Source organism: Aquipuribacter aurantiacus (genome assembly GCF_051216895.1).
Taxonomy (GTDB): domain Bacteria; phylum Actinomycetota; class Actinomycetes; order Actinomycetales; family JBBAYJ01; genus Aquipuribacter.
In genome coordinates this window covers 100,235-118,220 of record NZ_JBPKAO010000014.1, presented here as the reverse complement: position 1 = coordinate 118,220, position 17,986 = coordinate 100,235, and the positions used below count along the sequence as shown (strand labels likewise).

13 protein-coding genes and 1 riboswitch are annotated in these 17,986 nt (G+C 73.4%); of the genes, 7 read left to right on the top strand and 6 right to left on the bottom strand.

Annotation, left to right across the window (positions count from 1 at the left end; translation table 11 throughout):
• Positions 1 to 498: 498 nt before the first annotated feature.
• Positions 499 to 591, top strand: a riboswitch (SAM riboswitch).
• Positions 592 to 811: 220 nt separating this feature from the next.
• Genes ACR80Q_RS16525 through ACR80Q_RS16515 form a run of 3 tightly spaced genes read left to right on the top strand, consistent with a single transcriptional unit; the run spans position 812 to position 3,565 of the window.
• Positions 812 to 1,630 carry an ABC transporter ATP-binding protein gene (locus ACR80Q_RS16525; RefSeq protein ID WP_435378749.1) on the top strand — a complete coding sequence of 273 codons (819 nt, stop codon included), beginning with the start codon at positions 812 to 814 and terminating at the stop codon, positions 1,628 to 1,630.
• Complete coding sequence (locus ACR80Q_RS16520; protein WP_435378748.1) at positions 1,627 to 2,658, top strand: aliphatic sulfonate ABC transporter substrate-binding protein; 1,032 nt, start codon at positions 1,627 to 1,629, stop codon at positions 2,656 to 2,658. Before ACR80Q_RS16525 ends, ACR80Q_RS16520 begins: the two co-directional genes overlap by 4 nt.
• A 4-nt stretch (positions 2,659 to 2,662) precedes the next feature.
• Positions 2,663 to 3,565 (top strand): ABC transporter permease, encoded by a 903-nt coding sequence (locus ACR80Q_RS16515; RefSeq protein ID WP_435378747.1) that lies wholly within the window; start codon positions 2,663 to 2,665, stop codon positions 3,563 to 3,565.
• Between the two features lie 74 nt (positions 3,566 to 3,639).
• On the opposite strand, the gene ACR80Q_RS16510 is transcribed toward ACR80Q_RS16515, so the two are convergent.
• A complete protein-coding gene (locus ACR80Q_RS16510) occupies positions 3,640 to 4,899 on the bottom strand; it encodes a D-arabinono-1,4-lactone oxidase (protein ID WP_435378746.1) in 1,260 nt (419 codons plus the stop codon).
• Between the two features lie 256 nt (positions 4,900 to 5,155).
• Here ACR80Q_RS16510 and ACR80Q_RS16505 point away from each other — a divergent pair, with 256 nt between their 5' ends.
• On the top strand, positions 5,156 to 6,004 hold the full coding sequence (locus ACR80Q_RS16505; protein ID WP_435378745.1) for a hypothetical protein: 849 nt from the start codon (positions 5,156 to 5,158) through the stop codon (positions 6,002 to 6,004).
• 16 nt (positions 6,005 to 6,020) lie between these two features.
• On the opposite strand, the gene ACR80Q_RS16500 is transcribed toward ACR80Q_RS16505, so the two are convergent.
• Positions 6,021 to 7,061 (bottom strand): DNA polymerase domain-containing protein, encoded by a 1,041-nt coding sequence (locus ACR80Q_RS16500; protein WP_435378744.1) that lies wholly within the window; start codon positions 7,059 to 7,061, stop codon positions 6,021 to 6,023.
• A 107-nt stretch (positions 7,062 to 7,168) separates the two neighbouring features.
• On the opposite strand from ACR80Q_RS16500, the gene ACR80Q_RS16495 reads away from it, so the two are divergent.
• From ACR80Q_RS16495 to ACR80Q_RS16485, 3 genes are all read left to right on the top strand, one after another.
• Positions 7,169 to 8,236: an ATP-dependent DNA ligase gene (locus tag ACR80Q_RS16495; RefSeq protein ID WP_435378743.1), complete on the top strand. Its 1,068-nt coding sequence runs from the start codon at positions 7,169 to 7,171 to the stop codon at positions 8,234 to 8,236.
• Positions 8,237 to 8,392: 156 nt separating this feature from the next.
• Positions 8,393 to 11,977 (top strand): ExeM/NucH family extracellular endonuclease, encoded by a 3,585-nt coding sequence (locus ACR80Q_RS16490; protein WP_435378742.1) that lies wholly within the window; start codon positions 8,393 to 8,395, stop codon positions 11,975 to 11,977.
• An 89-nt stretch (positions 11,978 to 12,066) separates the two neighbouring features.
• The gene (locus ACR80Q_RS16485; protein ID WP_435378741.1) at positions 12,067 to 12,819 is read left to right on the top strand and encodes a YaaA family protein; all 753 of its coding nucleotides are present in this window, start codon (positions 12,067 to 12,069) and stop codon (positions 12,817 to 12,819) included.
• Between the two features lie 104 nt (positions 12,820 to 12,923).
• Here the strand turns inward: ACR80Q_RS16485 and ACR80Q_RS16480 are convergent, their stop codons facing one another.
• The 4 genes from ACR80Q_RS16480 to ACR80Q_RS16465 form a co-directional block, all read right to left on the bottom strand.
• Positions 12,924 to 14,957 (bottom strand): PhoX family protein, encoded by a 2,034-nt coding sequence (locus ACR80Q_RS16480; protein ID WP_435378740.1) that lies wholly within the window; start codon positions 14,955 to 14,957, stop codon positions 12,924 to 12,926.
• Positions 14,958 to 15,105: 148 nt separating this feature from the next.
• On the bottom strand, positions 15,106 to 16,038 hold the full coding sequence (rarD, locus tag ACR80Q_RS16475; RefSeq protein ID WP_435378739.1) for an EamA family transporter RarD: 933 nt from the start codon (positions 16,036 to 16,038) through the stop codon (positions 15,106 to 15,108).
• A gap of 19 nt (positions 16,039 to 16,057) precedes the next feature.
• On the bottom strand, positions 16,058 to 17,278 hold the full coding sequence (gene serA / locus ACR80Q_RS16470) for a phosphoglycerate dehydrogenase (protein WP_435378738.1): 1,221 nt from the start codon (positions 17,276 to 17,278) through the stop codon (positions 16,058 to 16,060).
• Between the two features lie 100 nt (positions 17,279 to 17,378).
• Positions 17,379 to 17,921, bottom strand: a complete 543-nt coding sequence (locus ACR80Q_RS16465; RefSeq protein WP_435378737.1) for an ArsR/SmtB family transcription factor — start codon at positions 17,919 to 17,921, stop codon at positions 17,379 to 17,381.
• Positions 17,922 to 17,986 lie beyond the last annotated feature (65 nt).

Here is a 17,986-nt window from a genome sequence, read left to right as displayed (position 1 = left end):
GGGCGGCCTATCGTGCGTTACGCACCAGTGGGTGGATGAGGAAGGTCGACGTCGACCTCCCTCGTCCACCCATTTCTGCGTTTCCCGGCAGTCGTCATCGAGCCGGTCTGCGGCTGGTGGCTTCCTCCGGCCAGGGTGTACGAGCCGTCCCTGCTGCCGGCGTCGGCGTCATCGCGGAACGGGCGCCCCACCGACGGTCAGCTCCAGCCCGGTGCGGTCGGAGCCCCGGCGCTGCATGGCGGCCTTCGACATCGATCCGGTCGCCGGAGGTCACGCGGGCACCGTCCGGCAGAGCAGGTATGCCCGCCGGCCACGGGTCGGCAGGGTAAGCGGCACCGGCGGCACCGGCGGCACCGGCGGCACCGGCGGCACCGGCGGCACCGGCGGCACCGGCGGCACCGGCGGCACCGGCGGCACCGGCGCGGGGAGCAGCAGGGTGGGTCTCGCGCCTCGGGACGTCCGTATCGCCACCCGGGACGTCGTGGGTTATCGTTCCACCAGCCATCCAGAGCGACCGAGAGACCTGGCTCGTCGACGTCGCAGCAACCCCCCGGCAACGGGTGCGGGTGCTTCCGCCAGGACCGATGGAGGAATCCGTGTCCCAGGCCCGCATGACCGCCCCTCTGGTCTCCCGCGTCCACGTCGACCTCTGCCGCCGCACGGCCGCAGCGTGTCCGTGCCCGCAGCGAATGCCCCAGGCCTGACGGCCCCCCGGCGCGCGCCTCGCTCGCGCCCCTGATCCTCCCTGACTGCCCCCGACCTGTTCGGGCCCGGCGTCCGTGCCGGTGCCCGTTCACCCCCTGGAGCCCCCATGACCACGCCCACCTCGTCCCGAGGCCCCACCGGCCGACCGGCTGACGGTGCCCCGTCCCTACCCGTCGACGTCCAACGAGTCGGGGTCGACTTCGGTCGCGGACCCGTCCTGGCCGGTCTCGACCTGCACGTGCCCTCCGGAGCGGTGCATGCCGTCCTGGGACCGTCCGGCTGCGGCAAGTCGACCCTGCTGCGGGTGCTCGCCGGGCTGACCCGCCCGACGGACGGCCGGGCCCGGCTGGGCGGCAGCGATGTCGTGGAGGGGGACGAGCGCGTCGCCGTCGTCTTCCAGCAGCCCCGCCTGCTGCCGTGGCTCGACCTGCGGGGCAACGTGGCCCTGGGCGCCACCCGCCGACGCCGGCACGACCCGTCCGCCGGGTCCCGGGACGAGGTGGACCGGCTGCTCGAGCGCGTCGGGCTCGCGGGCTACGGCGACTACCGGCCCGCATCGGTCAGCGGGGGCATGGCGCAGCGCACCGCCCTGGCGCGGGCGCTCATCGCGCGCCCCGGGGTGCTGCTGCTGGACGAGCCGTTCGCCGCCCTGGACGCCCTGACCCGCCTCAACATGCAGGCCCTGGTCGACGAGCTCGTCCACGCGGACGGCACCACCGTCGTCCTGGTCACCCACGACGTCGACGAGGCCGCCCGCCTCGCCGACGGCATCACCGTCCTGGGCGCGGCCGGCAGCGGTCACGCCACCCAGGTGCCGGTCGACCTCGATCGCCCCCGGGGCGGCACCGAACCGTCCCAGCTCGCCGCGGCCGCCCGGCTGCGCACCCGCCTGCTCGAACTCGTCGGAGTGGAGTCCCACACATGAACCGCGCACACCTCGTCCTCGCCGCCACCCTCGCCGCCGCCACCGTGCTGTCGGCCTGCGGCTCGGACACCGCCACCGACGAGGCCTCCGTCGAGGCCGGCGACCCCGGTCTCGGGGTCGAGGAGATCCGCCTCGACTGGGCCACCTACAACCCCGCGAGCCTCGTGCTGCGGGAGCAGGGCTGGCTGGAGGAGGCCGTCGGCGACGATGTCACCGTCACGTGGGAGTTCTCGGCCGGCTCCGCCCCCGCCAACGAGCTGCTCCGCGGCGACGTCGTCGACTTCAACTCCACCGCCGGGGCCGCCGCGCTGCTGGCGCGGGCCAACGGGTCCCCGCTGCGGACGGTGGACGTTCTGGCCCAGCCGGAGTGGTCGGCCATCGTCGTGGGCCCCGACTCCGACATCGCGGCTGCGGAGGACCTCGACGGCGCCAGCATCGCGGCGCTGTCGGGGACCGACCCGTACTTCTTCCTGCTCCAGACGCTCGACGCGGCCGGGCTCACGACCGCAGACGTCGAGATCGTCGACCTGCCCCACGCCGACGGCCGGCTGGCGCTGCAGCAGGGTCAGGTGGACGCCTGGGCCGGGCTCGACCCGATCATGGCGGACGCGGTCACCAGCGACGGCGCCGAGCTCGTGGTGCGTGAGCCCGCCCGGTTGTCCTACAGCGTGCTCAACGTCCGGGAGGACTTCCTCGAGGAGAGCCCCGAGGCCGTCGAGCTGGTCCTGGCGCAGTACGAGCGGGCCCGGCAGTGGATCCAGGACAACCCCGAGGAGACCGTCGAGATCCTCGCGACGGCCGCCGAGATCGACCCCGGCATCGCCGAGCAGGTGCTGACCGAGCGCACCAACTTCGACGTGGACCCCGTCCCCGGCGAGGAGCTGCAGGGCGTCCTGGCCAGCATCATCCCGATCGTCGTCGACGGCGGTCAGGTCAGCAGCCAGGAGGACGCGGACACCGCCCTGGAGGAGCTGTTCGCACCGGAGCCCGTCACCGCGGCCGTCGAGGCCGCCGGATCGGAAGGATGAGCAGATGAGCCTCACCACGTCGGAGCGGGTCTCGCTGCAGCAGGGCGCCGGGCTCGAGAGCGGAGTCTCGCCGGCCGGGTGGCAGGGCGTGCCCAGCGGCGACGGAGGACCCGTCGCCCCCGGCGGCCCACGGTCGTCCCGCGCCGGCCGCAGCCGTCGTGGCGCCAGGGACCTCGCCCTGGGCCTGGTCCTGCCCGTGGCCCTGCTGGCGCTGTGGCAGGCGCTGGCGAGCGCCGGGGTGCTGGACGTCGCCCGGTACTCCTCGCCCGCCGCGCTCGGAGGGGCACTCGTGAGTGCCGTCGAGTCAGGTCGGCTGTGGCCGAACCTGGCCATCAGCGTGCAGCGCGTGTTCCTCGGCTTCGGCATCGGGGCCGCGCTCGCGGTGGTCGTCGGTCTGCTGGTGGCCCTCAGCGGCACCGCGAACCGGATGCTCTCACCCCTGTTGTCCGCCGTGAGGGCCGTGCCATCCCTGGCCTGGGTCAGCGTGCTCATCATCTGGTTCGGCATCGGTGAGGAGAACAAGGTCGGTCTGATCGCCATCGGAGCGTTCTTCCCCGTGCTGGCCACGCTCGTCGCGGGCATCCGGCAGGTGGACGTCGGCCTCCTCGAGGTCGCCCAGGCGTACGGCCTGTCCTGGCGTCAGCGGGTCACCACGGTGCTCCTGCCCTCAGCCGCTCCGTCGCTGCTGGCCGGGGCTCGGCTCGGCCTGAACCAGGCCTGGCTGTTCCTCGTGGCCGCCGAGCTGCTCGGCGCCACGGCGGGCCTGGGCTGGCAGCTGCAGAACGCGCAGCGCAACGGTCAGATCGAGCTCGTGCTCGTGACGATCATCCTGTTCGCGCTGCTGGGGAAGCTGACCGACTCGGTGCTCGCCGTCGTCGAGACGAAGGTGCTCGACCGACTGCGCTGAGCCGTACGAGCCACGGCACCCCGTCCTCCCTCCCGGGGGCGGGGTGCCGTTCGTCGTACGGGTGGCCGTGCTGCTCAGGTCCCCAGGTAGCGGTCGACGAACGCGTTGGCGAAGCGACGGTCCGGGTCGAGGTCGTCGCGCAGGGCCACGAAGTCGGGCAGCCGCGGGTAGAGGGAACGGACGACCTCGGGAGCGGTGGTGAACACCTTGCCCCAGTGCGGCCGGGCGTCGAACGGCGCGATGGCCGCCTCGACCTCGGCCAGCACCGGCAGCACGGCGTCGAGGTCGGGCACCCAGGTGAAGTGCAGCGCCAGGCTGTCGCGGCCGTACGCCGAGCTCAACCACAGGTCGTCGGCCGCGACGCTGCGGATCTCCCCGATCTGCAGCACCGGGGCGATGCGGTCGCCCAGGGCGGCGACGGCGGCTGCTGCCGCGGCCGCGTGCTCACGGGGCAGCAGGTACTCCGTCTGCAGCTCGTCGCCGCTGCTGGGCGTGAACTCCATCCGGAAGTGGGGCAGCCGCTCGTGCCACGGTCCGACCTCGCCCATCTGCTGGGTGGCGTGCTCGGTCGGCATGCCCGGCACGGGGTGACGAGGGCCGTCGGCGACCACGCCGCCCAGCCACCCGTCGACCGGGGCGGGTGACGAGGGGGTGCGCTTGACCCACACCTCCGCCGTGCTGCCCGGCGCCCAGGAGGTGAACGCGCTCACGCTGTACCCGGCGGCCAGGACCTCGTCCACCGCCGTGACCAGCGCGTCCACCGGGATCCGGTCCTGCACCTGCTGGACGAGCTGGTAGCCGGGCACCGTCGAGAGCGTCACACGGGTGACGATGCCGAGCGTGCCGAGGGCGACGAGGGCCCCGTCGAAGCGGGCGTCGCTGCGGTCGAGCTCCAGCAGGTCGCCCGTCGCGCCGACCAGCTGCACGGCCACCGCGGAGGCCGCGAGGACGCGGTTGCCGTCGCCGGAGCCGTGGGTGCCGGTCGACATGGCGCCCGCGACCGAGATGTGCGGCAACGACCCCATCGAGGGCAGCGCCAGACCGGCCTGGTGGAGCGGGCCGACCACGTCGCCGTAGGTGCAGCCGCCCGACACGGTGACCGTGCCGGCGGTCGGGTCGACGACCACGTCCTTGGGCAGGCGGTCCAGCAGGACCAGGTCGCCGTCGGTGTCGGCCACGGTGCTGAAGGAGTGACCCGAGCCGAGGGCCCGCACCCGCTCGGCCCCCGTGACGAACCATCGGACCTCGTCCAGCGAGGTGGGGCGGTGCACCGCGCGGGCGGAGAAGGTGACGTTGCCGGCCCAGTTGGTCGTCGGCGTCAGCGTGTCGGTCATGGGTCCATCATCGGGCCAGGAGACCGACGACGCTCGCGTCCGGGCGGCCCGTGCACCTGCGCCCCGCTCGTCGTGCCGGATGCAGTCGCCCCGCCCCGGTCCGCCCCGCCCTGCCCGCCCCGCCGGTCCGCCGGTCTCGCACGTTCGGAGGATGCCGCCCGCCCGCGACCCGACCTACGCTTCGTGACGACGTCGGAGCGCAGCTCCTGCCGGGGCTCGTACCGTGACCCGGGTCGGGCCGGACCAGGGGGCGCAGATGAGCAGGGCCGTACGCATCACGGTGGGTGCCGTGGTGGCAGGGACGCTGGCGTTCGTGGCGATCGTCGCCGGGGTGATGGCGATGCCCCCGACCGGGAACGGCTTCTTCTTCGACGACTTCGGCACGGAGTACCTGGACGCGTACGCCACGGCCGAGGTGCTGGACGTCGACGACGACTGGGACTGGCCCACCGTGGACGTGCGCTGGACCACGCCGGAGGACGAGGTGGTCGTCACCGCCGTCGACTGGGAGTGGACGGAGGTGCTGCCGGAGGTCGGGGACGACGTCGAGGTCGTCTACGACAGCGCGGACCCGGAGTGGGCCTTCGCCGCCGCCGACCCCTACGTCGCCTCCGCACCGGCGCTCGACGACGGGCGGGACGAGCAAGACGAGCAGGACGAGCAGGACGAGCGGGACGAGCAGGAGGAGGACGAGCTGTCCGCCGCCGACGGTGGTGCGGCTCGCGCCGCCGGCTGGGTGTCCCTGGGGGCACTCCTCGCCCTGGTGGTCACGGTCCTGGTGACGGTCGTCGCGGCCGTCCGCGCCCCCGCCCCCGCCGAGCGCGGCGCCCCCGCCGCCGGGCCGTACGGCCCGCACGGCTACGTGGGTCAGCAGTACCCGCCCCAGCCCTACCTGACTGCGCCCCCGCCTCCGTACCCACCCCAGTACTCGCCGGCGCCGCCCCACCCGGCGGCGAGCCACCCGGCGCCGCCCCACCCGGCGGCGAGCCACCCGGCGGCGAGCCACCCGGCGGCGAGCCACCCGACGGCCGGCCCCCCGATCGACCCGCGCCCAGGACCCGTGCCGCCGTCCTCGCACCGGGCCGAGGGCTGGAGGGCCCCGTGACCCTCGGTTCAGCGGTTCACGGCTGCTTGAGGTCGCGGTCGCGGCTCGGCTGCACCCGCTTGGGCTCGCCCGGCATCTTGGGGTAGCTGGGCGGGTAGGGCAGGTCGCCCAAGCCGTCGGCCTCGTCCCGGTCCGCCAGCTCCAGCAGCGGCTGCAGGTCGTGGTGCACGTCGTCGATGCCGGCCATCGGGTCGCCGCGCCGGTCCAGCAGGGCCGGCACCGTGGCCATCGTGCAGTCGTCCGGGTCGACGTCGACCAGCTCCTGCCAGGTCACCGGGGTGCTGACGGTGGCGCGCGGGGTGCGTCGGACCGAGTACGCGCAGGCGATGGTGCGGTCGCGGGCGTTCTGGTTGAAGTCCAGGAAGACCCGCTCGCCACGCTCCTCCTTCCACCAGGCGGTGGTCACCCGCTCCGGCGCCCGCCGCTCGCACGCCCGCGCCAGCGCGATCGCCGCCCGCCGCAGCCCGACGAAGTCCCAGTCGGGCCGGACCCGAACGTAGACGTGGATGCCGCGACCTCCGCTCGTCTTGGGGAAGCCGACCAGGCCGAGCTCGTCGAGCACGGGGCGGACGACGTCCAGCGCGACGGCCCGCGCCTCCTCGAAGCCGGTGCCCGCGTGGGGGTCCAGGTCGATGCGGAGCTCGTCCGGGTGGTCGGTGTCGGCGCAGCGCGTGTGCCAGGGGTGCAACGTGACGGTGGACATCTGCGCGGCCCAGACCACGTCGGCCGGTCGGGTCACCCGCAGCACGTCTGCGCCGCGCCCCGACGGGAACGTCACGTGGCAGGTCAGGACCCCGTCCGGGGCCCCCTTGGGCAGGCGCTTCTGGTACACCTCGTCGCCGTCCACCCCGTCGGGGAACCGCTGGAGGTGGGTGGGCCGGTCCCGCAGCGCCGTCATCAGCGCGCCGCTGGGGTGCGTGGCGACGGCCCGGTAGTACTGCGCCAGGTGCCGCTTGGTCCCGGCGTCGGGGCCGAGGGCCGGGAACACCACCCGGTCACCGCTGGTGAGGCGTACGGGGACGCCGTCCACTTCGAGCGACTCCGCGGCAGGGACCATGCCGGCAGTCTGGCCCGGACCACCGACGGTGGCGAGGGGCCGCGGCCCCCGGGGCGGTCCGGCGGTGCAGGGCTGCCCCGGACCGGCCCCGGGGGCAGACTGGCCGCGTGCAGCTGCCTGTGATGCCGCCCGTCAAGCCGATGCTGGCCAAGCCCGCCCCCGAGATCCCGCCGGGCCAGCACTACGAACCCAAGTGGGACGGGTTCCGCGCGGTCGTGTTCCGCGACGGCGACGAGGTGGTCATCGGCAGCCGCAACGAGAAGCCCCTGACGCGGTACTTCCCCGAGGTGGTCCTGGCCGTCCTGCAGGCGTTCCCCGAGCGGTGCGTCGTCGACGGCGAGATCGTCGTGGCGGACACCGAGGGCAACCGGCTGGACTTCGAGGCCCTGCAGCAGCGGATCCACCCGGCCGCCAGCCGGGTCACCATGCTGTCGGAGCGGACCCCGGCCGCCTTCGTCGCGTTCGACCTGCTGGCGCTGGGCGACGACGACCTCACCTCGCGACCGCTGAGCGAGCGGCGGGCGCTGCTGGAGCAGGTCCTGCCCGGTCGCCACCCCGACGTCCACGTCACGCCCGCCACCCAGGACGTCGAGGAGGCCCGGCGTTGGTTCGAGGTGTTCGAGGGTGCCGGCCTGGACGGCCTGATCGCCAAGAAGCTGGACCTGACCTACCAGCCGGACAAGCGAGCCATGACGAAGATCAAGCACGTCCGTACCGCCGACTGCGTCCTGGCCGGCTACCGGGTGCACGCGTCCGGCCCCGGCGCGGTCGGCTCCCTGCTGCTGGGTCTGCACGACGACAGCGGCACGCTGGCCAGCGTCGGCGTCGTCGGCGCCTTCCCGATGGCCCGTCGGCGGGAGCTGTTCGACGAGCTCCAGCCCCTCGTGGTCCCGTTCGAGGAGCACCCGTGGAGCTGGGCGGCCCACGAGGCGGGGGAGCGAACCCCCCGCGCGAACGAGACGAGCCGGTGGAACGCCGGCAAGGACCTGTCGTTCGTGCCGCTGCGGCCCGAACGCGTCCTCGAGGTCCGCTACGACTACATGGAGGGCCCCCGGTTCCGGCACACCACGCAGTTCGTGCGCTGGCGCCCCGACCGCGACCCGGCGTCCTGCACCTACGACCAGCTGGACCACCCGGTCAGGTTCTCGTTGGCCGACGTCCTGGGCGGCGGCTGACGCCGGCTCGACCGCCTCCGCGACCGGGGGGGCCGAACCGCCTCGCACCTCGCACAACGGGCACGCGTGGTCACCTCGCGACTCGCCCAACGTCTTCCTTTGTTCACCTTCCGTGTCTACGGTCACCCGGTCAGACCCCCACGGAAGGACCACCCAGTGACAGGAACGTTCACACGTCGCGCGCGCACGCTCATCGCGTGCACCGCGACGGTCGGAGTCGCCACGGTCGGCCTCGCGGCCGCACCCGCGAGCGCCGCCGCAGACCCCAGCGCGACCCCGTTCATCAGCGAGATCCACTACGACAACCAGGGCACGGACACCGGCGAGGCGGTCGAGGTCCAGGCCGCCGCCGGCACCGACCTGACCGGTTGGTCGCTCGTCCGCTACAACGGGGCCAACGGCGCCCCCTACACCACGCCGGCCGTGACGCAGCCCCTCACCGGCGTCGTCCCCGCGGGAGACCCGAGCGGCGACGGCGTGCTGGTGGAGACCTACGCCGTCAACGGCCTGCAGAACGGTGCTCCGGACGGCATCGCGCTCGTCGACGCCACCGGCGCCGTCGTCGAGTTCCTGTCCTACGAGGGCGCGTTCGCCGCGGTCGGCGGTCCCGCCGACGGCCGGACCAGCGTCGACATCGGTGTCGCCCAGAGCGAGGCCACCCCGGTCGGTGCCTCCTTGCAGAAGGTCGGCGGCACCTGGACCGCGACCGACGTCAACAGCTTCGGCCGGGTCAACGGCTCGACGGGCGACCCCGACCCGGACCCGGACCCGGATCCCGATCCTGACCCGGAGCCCGCGACCAGCGCGTTCGTCACGGAGATCCACTACGACAACACCGGCGGCGACGTCGGCGAGGCCATCGAGGTCCAGGCCGACTTCGGTTCCGACCTGAGCGGCTGGTCCGTCGTCCTCTACAACGGCACCAACGACCCGGCGGCTGCGGTCACGTACAGCACCCGCACGCTCGGTGTCATCACCCAGCCGGTCGGCGACCCCACCGGCGACGGTGTCTTCGTGCTGACCTACCCCGCCAACGGGATCCAGAACGGGGCCAACGACGGTCTCGCCCTGGTCAGCCCGGCGAACGAGGTCGTGCAGCTGCTCTCCTACGAGGGCACCTTCACGGCCGCCAACGGCCCGGCCGCCGGCATGACGGCCACCGACATCGGCGTCTCGCAGGCCGGCACCGAGCCGATCGGCGCCTCGCTGCAGCTGGTCAACGGCGTGTGGGGGTCCTACGACACCAACTCGTTCGGCCTCGTCAACGACACCGTCGGCGGCGGCGGCCCGGCTCCCGAGCCGGAGCCGGAGCCCGAGCTGTGCGGTCTGCCCACCACCTCCACCATCGGGGCGGTCCAGGGCAGCGGTCCCGTCAGCCCGGTCGAGGACCAGGTGGTCACCCTGACCGGCACGGTCACCTCCGACACCCCGGGCCTCAGCGGCTTCACCATCCAGGACGCGGGCGACGGCGACGCCGCCACGTCGGACGGCATCTTCGTGTGGTCCCCGGTCGAGGTGTCCGTCGGTGACGTCGTCACCGTGCGCGGCACGGTCGACGAGTTCTTCACCCTCACCCAGGTCGGCAGCTCCGCGGTCGGCGACGCCGCCGTGGACGTCTGCAGCAGCGGCAACGCGGTCCCCGCGCCCGTCGTCCTGCCCATGCCGTCCACCGACGCCGAGCGCGAGCCGTTCGAGTCGATGGTCGTGACCATCACCGAGGAGCTCACCGTGACCGGCGCGTTCGGCCTCGAGCGCTTCGGCGAGGTCCGGGTGTCCACCGGCGGCATCCTCGTCAACGGCACCGAGATCGCCGAGCCGGGTGCCGCCGCCAACGCCGTCGAGGCCGAGAACCGCACCCGCGAGATCACCATCGACGACGGCTCGAGCACCCAGAACCTGCGGCCGGTGCCCTACCTGACGCTCGACACCTCGCTGCGCATCGGCGACACCGTCGACGAGCTCGGCACCCACGTCCTGTCCTACGGGTTCAACCAGTGGCGGCTGCAGCCGGTCACCGGTGCCCCGGACCAGGTCGACTTCGCGCAGACCAACCCGCGCGAGGACTCCCCGGCCGACGTCGGCGGCGACGTCACGGTCGCGGCGTTCAACGTGCTGAACTACTTCGTCACCCTGACGAGCGAGAGCTCCCAGGCCCGTGGCGCCTCCACCGAGGCCGACCTCCGCCGGCAGGAGGCCAAGATCGTCACGGCGATCAACGCCCTCGACGCCGACGTGGTCGCGCTGCAGGAGATCGAGTACGGCGTGCCGTTCGGCAAGGACGCGGACGTGGCCACGGCGACGCTCGTCGACGCGCTGAACGCCGCGGTCGGCGCCGACGTCTGGGACTACGTCGAGACCCCGGACTACTTCCGAGCCAGCCCGGACGTCATCCAGAACGCGATCATCTACCGCAGCGACTCCGTCACGACGGTCGGGGAGTCCCTGTCCGGTGGCGAGGACCCCACGGGCACCATCTGGGACAACGCCCGCGAGCCCGTCAACCAGCTGTTCTCCGCGGCCGACGGCGACCGGTTCTGGGTCTCCAGCAACCACTTCAAGTCCAAGGGCGCGGGCGGTGCCTCCGGGCCCAACCTCGACCAGGGCGACGGCCAGGGGGCGTTCAACGCCGACCGCACGCTGCAGGCGGCGTGCGACGGCCAGGGGGCGGTCAACGCCGACCGCACGCTGCAGGCGGCGTGCGACGGCCAGGGGGCGGTCAACGCCGACCGCACGCTGCAGGCGGCGTGCGACGGCCAGGGGGCGGTCAACGCCGACCGCACGCTGCAGGCGGCGTGCGACGGCCAGGGGGCGGTCAACGCCGACCGCACGCTGCAGGCGGCGGCCCTCGCCGAGGTCGCAGCCGAGCTCGAGGCCGTCGACCCCGACGTGTTCCTCATGGGTGACTTCAACGCGTACGGCAACGAGGACCCCATCACGACCCTGGAGGCCGCCGGGTACGTCGACGTCATCGAGACCCTCGACGACTACACGTACACGTTCGACCAGCGCAACGGGAACCTGGACCACGGCCTCGTCAGCGCCTCGGCGTTCGAGAAGGTCACCGGGTTCGACATCTGGCAGGTCAACGCGGCCGAGCCGTTCGCGTACCAGTACACGGGCGTGCCCGAGCTGTACGCGCCGTACGCGTTCCGGGCCAGCGACCACAACCCCGTGGTCGTGGGCTTCGACACCGTGGCGCCGTTGGGCACGGACGTCTCGCTCGGCAGCATCCTGCTGGCCGACACCTCCGGTCCGGAGCTGCGCAACGCGAACGGCGACGACTACGACATCCTGCTCGCGCAGGTGCTCCGGGTCCTCGAGGCCAAGCCCGACTCCCCGGTGGGGATCCTGCTCGACCCGACCGTGGCCCTGACGGCGTTCCTGCCGAACGACGACGCGTTCCTCGCGACCGGGTTGTTCCCCGGGCGGGTCACGAACGAGCAGGCGTTCAACCGCCGGCTCTCGTCGGCGTTCACGGTCGAGCAGATCGAGCAGGTCCTGCTCGGCCACGTCGTGGTCGGTCAGACGCTCGACTCCTCGGTGGTCGTGCAGTCCGACGGGGCGTCGCTGACGACCGCGGCGGGCACGACGCTCACCATCGACGTGCGGGACGACGGCACCATCGCGATCGTCGACGACGCCGAGGGCAACCGGGACGCGCTCCTGGTGCTCGACGCCATCGACATCAACCTGGGCCAGGTCCAGGTCGGTCACACGGTCGACCGGGTTCTCCTGCCCTGATGCTCACCACCTGAACGACCGCACAACGGCACGTGAGGGGCCCGGTCCGCGGACCGGGCCCCTCGTCGTGCACCACGTACCCTCAGCCGGTGCTCCTGCTGCTGCCACCGTCCGAGGGCAAGACCCGTGCTCCCGCCGGTGCCCGCCCCGTCGACCTGGGCGCGCTGTCCCGACCCGGCCTCACCGAGAAGCGACTGCAGGTGCTGGACGCGCTGGTGGGCGCCTCGGCCCGACCGGACGCTGCGGACCTGCTCGGCGTCGGTGCCTCGCTGGAGGAGGAGGTCCGACGCAACGTGCGGCTTCGCGACGAGCCGGCGACCGACATGGCCCGCGTCTACTCGGGGGTGCTGTTCTCCGCCCTGGGCCTGGGCGACCTGCCCGCGACCGGTCGGCGCCGCGCCAGGGCCCACGTGGTGGTGGTGTCGGCGCTGTGGGGTGCGCTGTCGCCCGGCGACCGGGTCCCCGCCTACCGGCTGTCGATGGGCACGGACCTGCCGGGGACCGGGCCGCTGGCCGCGCACTGGCGCGAGGTGCTGGGCGAGGTGCTGGGCGGTGAGGTGGACGGTCTGGTGGTGGACTGCCGCTCGGCGGCCTACGTGGCGGCGTACCGGCCGCGCGGTGACGCGGCCGAGGTCACCGTGCAGGTGCGCGTGCTCAGCGGCGGCGCCGTCGTGTCGCACCACGCCAAGCACACCCGGGGCCTGCTGGCCCGGCACCTGCTGCTGCGACCCGCGCGGGTGCCGCGCTCGCCGCAGGCGCTGGCGGACGCAGCCGGCGAGCAGCTCGACGTCGACCTGCAGCGCAGCGGGGCGGGCTGGCGCCTGGACGTGCACACCGCCTGAGGTCATCCCCCGGCGGCTCCGTGGCCGGGGGCGACGGTGCGTCACGACGTGAGGGGGCCGGCCGGGTACGGCCCGGCCGCCCCCCTCACGGGTCGTGCGTGGTGTCAGCTGGTCCGGTAGATGTGGATGCAGCCCGGCCGGGGGATGGCTGCCACGCCGTCGTAGGGGAACAGCGACGACGGGGACTCGTAGGTGGCGTCGTCGGTGTCACCGGGGTGCTGGACCGCGATCAGCACGGACCCGTCCACGCTGTCGACGATCGGGCCGCAGGTCTCGGCACCTGTCGGCACGGCCATGAACTGCTGCACCCGCCCGCGGTCCGGACCGGTGACCGGCACCAGGTGCAGGGCGTCGTTGTAGCCGATCGCGCCGGGCTGGCCGTCGGTGGACACCCACAGGTTGCCCTGCTGGTCGAAGGCGAGGTTGTCCGGGCACGAGATCGGCGACACCGGTCCGTCGTACCCGCCGAAGTAGGTCGGGATCGACGTGTCGTCGGGGTCGCCGCAGACCAGCAGCAGGTTCCACGTGAACGTCCGGGCGCGGACGTCGTTGCCGTCCTCGATCAGCTCGACGACGTGACCGTCCTTGTTGGGGCTGCGGGGGTTGGTGGCGTCGGCGTCGGCCACCTCGCCCCGCACCACCCGGCCGTCGCGGGACCGGTTGTTGGTGCACGCGATGTAGACGTGACCCGTCGTGGGGCTGGGCTCGACCTCCTCGGGGCGGTCCATCTTGGTCGCGCCCACGCGGTCACCGGCGATGCGGGTGTAGACGAGCACCTCCTCCACGCTCATGCCGGGGACGTGGGACACCCCGTCGACGACCAGCGGCAGCCAGGTGCCGGAGCCGTCGAAGCCGTCGGTGAAGTCGCCCTCGCCGTCGAAGCGGGCCACGAACAGGTCGCCCTCGCTCAGCAGCGTGCGGTTCTGCCGCCTGGCGGCCGGGCTGGTGCCGCGACGCACGGTGTTCCTGGACACGAACTTGTAGACGTAGTCGAACGTCTCGTCGTCGCCCATGTAGGCCACCACGTGCCCGGAGCCACCGACGCGGACGACGGCGCCCTCGTGCTTGAACCGGCCCATCGCGGTGTGCTTGACCGGGGTCGAGGTCGGGTCGTCCGGGTCGACCTCGACGATCCAGAAGTGACGGTTGGGCTCGTTGCGGTAGCCCTCGGCCCGCAGGTCGAAGCGGGGGTCGGCCCGGTACCAGCCGCGGCCGCTGCCGGAGGTGAGGCCGTAGCGACGCTCCTCGGCGCTGGGGGTGGTGGCGGCCCGGAAGTACTGCTGCGCGTTCTCCTCGCCCGACAGGACGGTGCCCCAGGGGGTGGTGCCGCCCGCGCAGTTGTTGAGCGTGCCCAGGACCCGGGTGCCGGTGGGGTCGGCGACGGTCTTCAGCAGGTCGCTGCCCGCCGCGGGCCCGTCGACCGCGAACTCCGTCTCGACGTGGATCCGACGGTTGAGCCGGCCGTCCCGGACGGCGGTCCAGGCGCCGAAGCGACCGCGGCGCTCGACCTCCACGACCGACATCCCGTGCGCGAACATCGAGGTGCGGATGTTGCGGACCTGCACCTCGGGGTCGGTGCTCGCGAAGTCCGGGAACATGATCTCGTCGTTGGTGTACTCGTGGTTGGCCACCAGCAGCCCGCGGCGCCCGTTCGAGCGCGTCAGGATGTCGAGGTAGTCGTTGTTGTAGCCGAACTGCATCGCCTGCTTCTCCGGCGTCTGCGCGTCGGCGTCGAACTCCGGCGCCCCGGGGGCGACCGGGTCGCCCCACGCGATGATGGTCGACCAGTCGAAGCCGGCCGGCACCGTGACCGCGTCGACGTCGGCGGGCACGGGCGCGATCGGGGTGAAGTCCAGGCGCCCGCTGCGCGCCCGCGGGGGGACACCGGGGGCGGCGGCGGCGGGGAGGGCCGAACCCGCGACACCCACCGTGAACGCGGCGGCCGCGCTGCCGGCGAGCACGGTGCGGCGGGCCACCACCTGACGGAGCACGTCGGCGAAGAGGGGGTTGTCCGTGGTGTTGGGGACCGGCTTGGCGCAGGCGTCGTCGCACTTCCAGTGGCACACGGTGGCGCTGCGGGTGCCGTGGGTCCTGCCGAGCATGGGGAGCAAGGTGCGGCGTTCGGGCGTGATCGTCACGAGGGTCCTCCGTGAGGTGGGGATGAGACGCCCCGCACGGTGGTCCGTCCGGGTGACCGGACGGCCGACAGACGGTGAACAGAACCCCAACAGGCAGTGACTCGCTGATTTACCCAGGTGGTCGTGCGCCAAAGCGCTGCGGCTGGCCTCAGCGGGCGGGCTGGGACTGCTGAGCCGTGGTCCGGGCCAGCAGGCGCGCCTGCGCGCGGGACCGGCCCGCGCTGCGGAGACCGTCCACGCTGAACACCACCAGCGCCACCCACACCAGCGCGAACCCGGCCAGGCGCAGAGGAGGCATCGGCTCGTCGAACACCAGCACGCCGATCCCCAGCTGCATGACCGGGGTGATGTACTGCAGCAGCCCCACGGTCGACAACGGCACCCGCCGGGCGGCGCCGGCGAAAAGCAGCAGGGGCAGGGCGGTGAGGAACCCCGACCCGATCAGCAGCCACAGCAGGCCGGGCCCCTCGCTGACGAAGTGGCTCTGCCCGTCGACCTGCAGCCACACCAGCCCGGCCAGGGCGGCCGGGGCCAGGACCGCGGTCTCGACGCTGAGCCCGGGCAGCGCCCCGACGCCCCGTCCCACCCGGTTCTTCAGCAGGCCGTAGCAGCCGAAGCTCGCGGCCAGGGCCAGCGCGATCCACGGCGGTCGGCCGTAGTCCACGGTGAGGACGGCGACGGCGACGGCCGCGATCCCCACCGCCACCCACTGCACCCGGCGCAGCCGTTCGCGCAGCAGCAGCACGCCGAGCAGCACCGACACCAACGGGTTGATGAAGTAGCCCAGCGACCCCTCGACGACCTGGCCCGAGTTCACGGCCCAGATGAAGACGCCCCAGTTGATGCTGAGCACCACCGCAGCGGCGGCCAGGACCGCCACCTGACGGCGGGTCACGGCGCGCAGCGCCGACCACGCCCGCCCGATGGTCAGCAGCAGCACGCAGGCCAGCAGCGACCAGACGATGCGGTGCAGGACGATCTCGACGGCGCCGGCCTGCTCGAGCAGGCGGAAGTACAGGGGGAACAGGCCCCACATGCCGTACGCGCCGAGAGCGAGCAGCACCCCCGACCGGGAGCTCACGGGCGGGCCGCGGGACGGGTCACGTCGACACGACGCGGGTGGAGATGGTCTCGGGGACCGCGGCCAGGGCGTCGAGGAACCCGCTGGGCAGCGGGCCGGCGACGTCGGTGAGCGCGTAGCCGACCGACCCGCGCGTGCTGAGCAGCTGACCCTCGATGTTGACCAGGTGCTCGGCCAGCAGCTGGTTGACCCGGGCCATGGCCCCGGGGACGTTGTGGTGCAGGTGCGCGACCCGGCAGGTGCCTGCGCGCAGGTCCATGGTGACCGTGGGCAGGTTGACCGACAGGGTCGTGGTGCCGGCCGCGGCGTAGTCGCGCAGCTTGCCGGCGGTGAACCGGCCGATGTCCTGCTGCGCCTCGGCGGTGGAACCGGCCACGTGCGGGGTGAGGATGACGTTCTTCAGGCCGCGCAGCTCGGAGTCGAACGGCTCGCCCTTGGCCTTGGGCTCGGTGGGGAACACGTCGACCGCAGCGCCGGCGATGTGGCCGGTCTCGACGTGCCGGCGCAACGCCGCGTAGTCCACGACGAAGCCCCGGCTCAGGTTGAGGAACAGGCTGCGGGGTCGCATCGCGGCGAACTGCGCGGGGCCGAACATGCCCGCGTTGCCGTCGCGGCCGTCCACGTGCAGCGTGACGGTGTCGGCCTGGGCCAGCAGCTCGTCCAGGCTGGCGCAGGCGCGGGCGTTGCCCAGCGCCAGCTTCTCGGTGGTGTCGTAGAACACGACCCGCATGCCGAGGGCCTCGGCCACCACCGACAGCTGGCTGCCGATGTTGCCGTAGCCGACGATCCCCAGGGTGCGCCCGCGGACCTCGTGGGCGCCCTCGGCCGACTTGTCCCAGACCCCGGCGTGCATCAGGTCGTCGCGCTCGGTGAGCCGGCGCGCGAGGGCGATGATCTCCGCGACCGCCAGCTCGACCACGCTGCGGGTGTTGCTGAACGGCGCGTTGAACACCGCGACGCCCCGCTCGGTGGCCGCGGCCAGGTCGACCTGGTTGGTGCCGATGCAGAACGCCCCGATCGCCAGCAGGTCCGGCGCCGCGGCCAGCACGTCGTCGGTGACGTGGGTGGTGGAACGTATCCCCAGCAGGCTGACGCCCTGCAGCGCCTCGGTCAGCTCGGCGGCGTCCATCGCGCCGGCGTGGGTGCGCACCTCGTACCCCGCCGCGCCGAGCAGCTCGACGGCGTGGGGGTGGATGTTCTCCAGGAGCAGTGCGAGCGGGGCTGCGGTGGGGGTGGGCACGGGGTCATTGTGACGCGTGCGCGCCAGGCGGCGGCACAGCCGCCCACGTCGTGGTGGCCTGGGGCCGGGTGGGGCCCGACCGCGGGGCCCGACCGCGGGGTCAGTCGCGGTCGGGGTCCGGGTGCACCGACAGGAACACCGACCACGGTCGACCGCCGGACGTCGGGGGGCGGGCGGCAAAGTCCTGGAGCACGTCGTCCAGGCGGGACCGCAGCTCCTCCAGCCCGGCGGCGTCCAGGCGCAGCCCCAGCCGGCTGGTGGTCAGGTCCTCGGTGGGGACGAGGGCGGACTCCGCCACGAACGCCTCCACCATCGGCCGGTTGGTGTACGTGGGGTGCTCCATGAACCACGACTTGCGGGTGGCGCGGTAGGGCCGCGGCCGGGACCCGCGGACGCCCTGCTGGGTCGGCAGCGCCTCCAGGAACCCGGTCTCGACCAGCGTCCGGACGTGGTGCAGGACGCTGGCCGGGGGGCGCCCGAGCCGTTCGGCGATGCGGGCGTTGGTGAGGGGCTCGTCCAGGCACATCCGCAGGATCCGCAGCCGCAGCGAGGAGGCGAGGGCGCGGGCCTCGGCGTCGGTGGCCGGACGCCGCACCTGCGCGGGCGACGCGTCGCCGGCGAGCTCGTCCTCCGGGCGCTGCACGGACCCACGGTACTGGTCTCGACATACCGGTTGACATTTCCCAATCGGTCGCCCGAGGCTGGGCC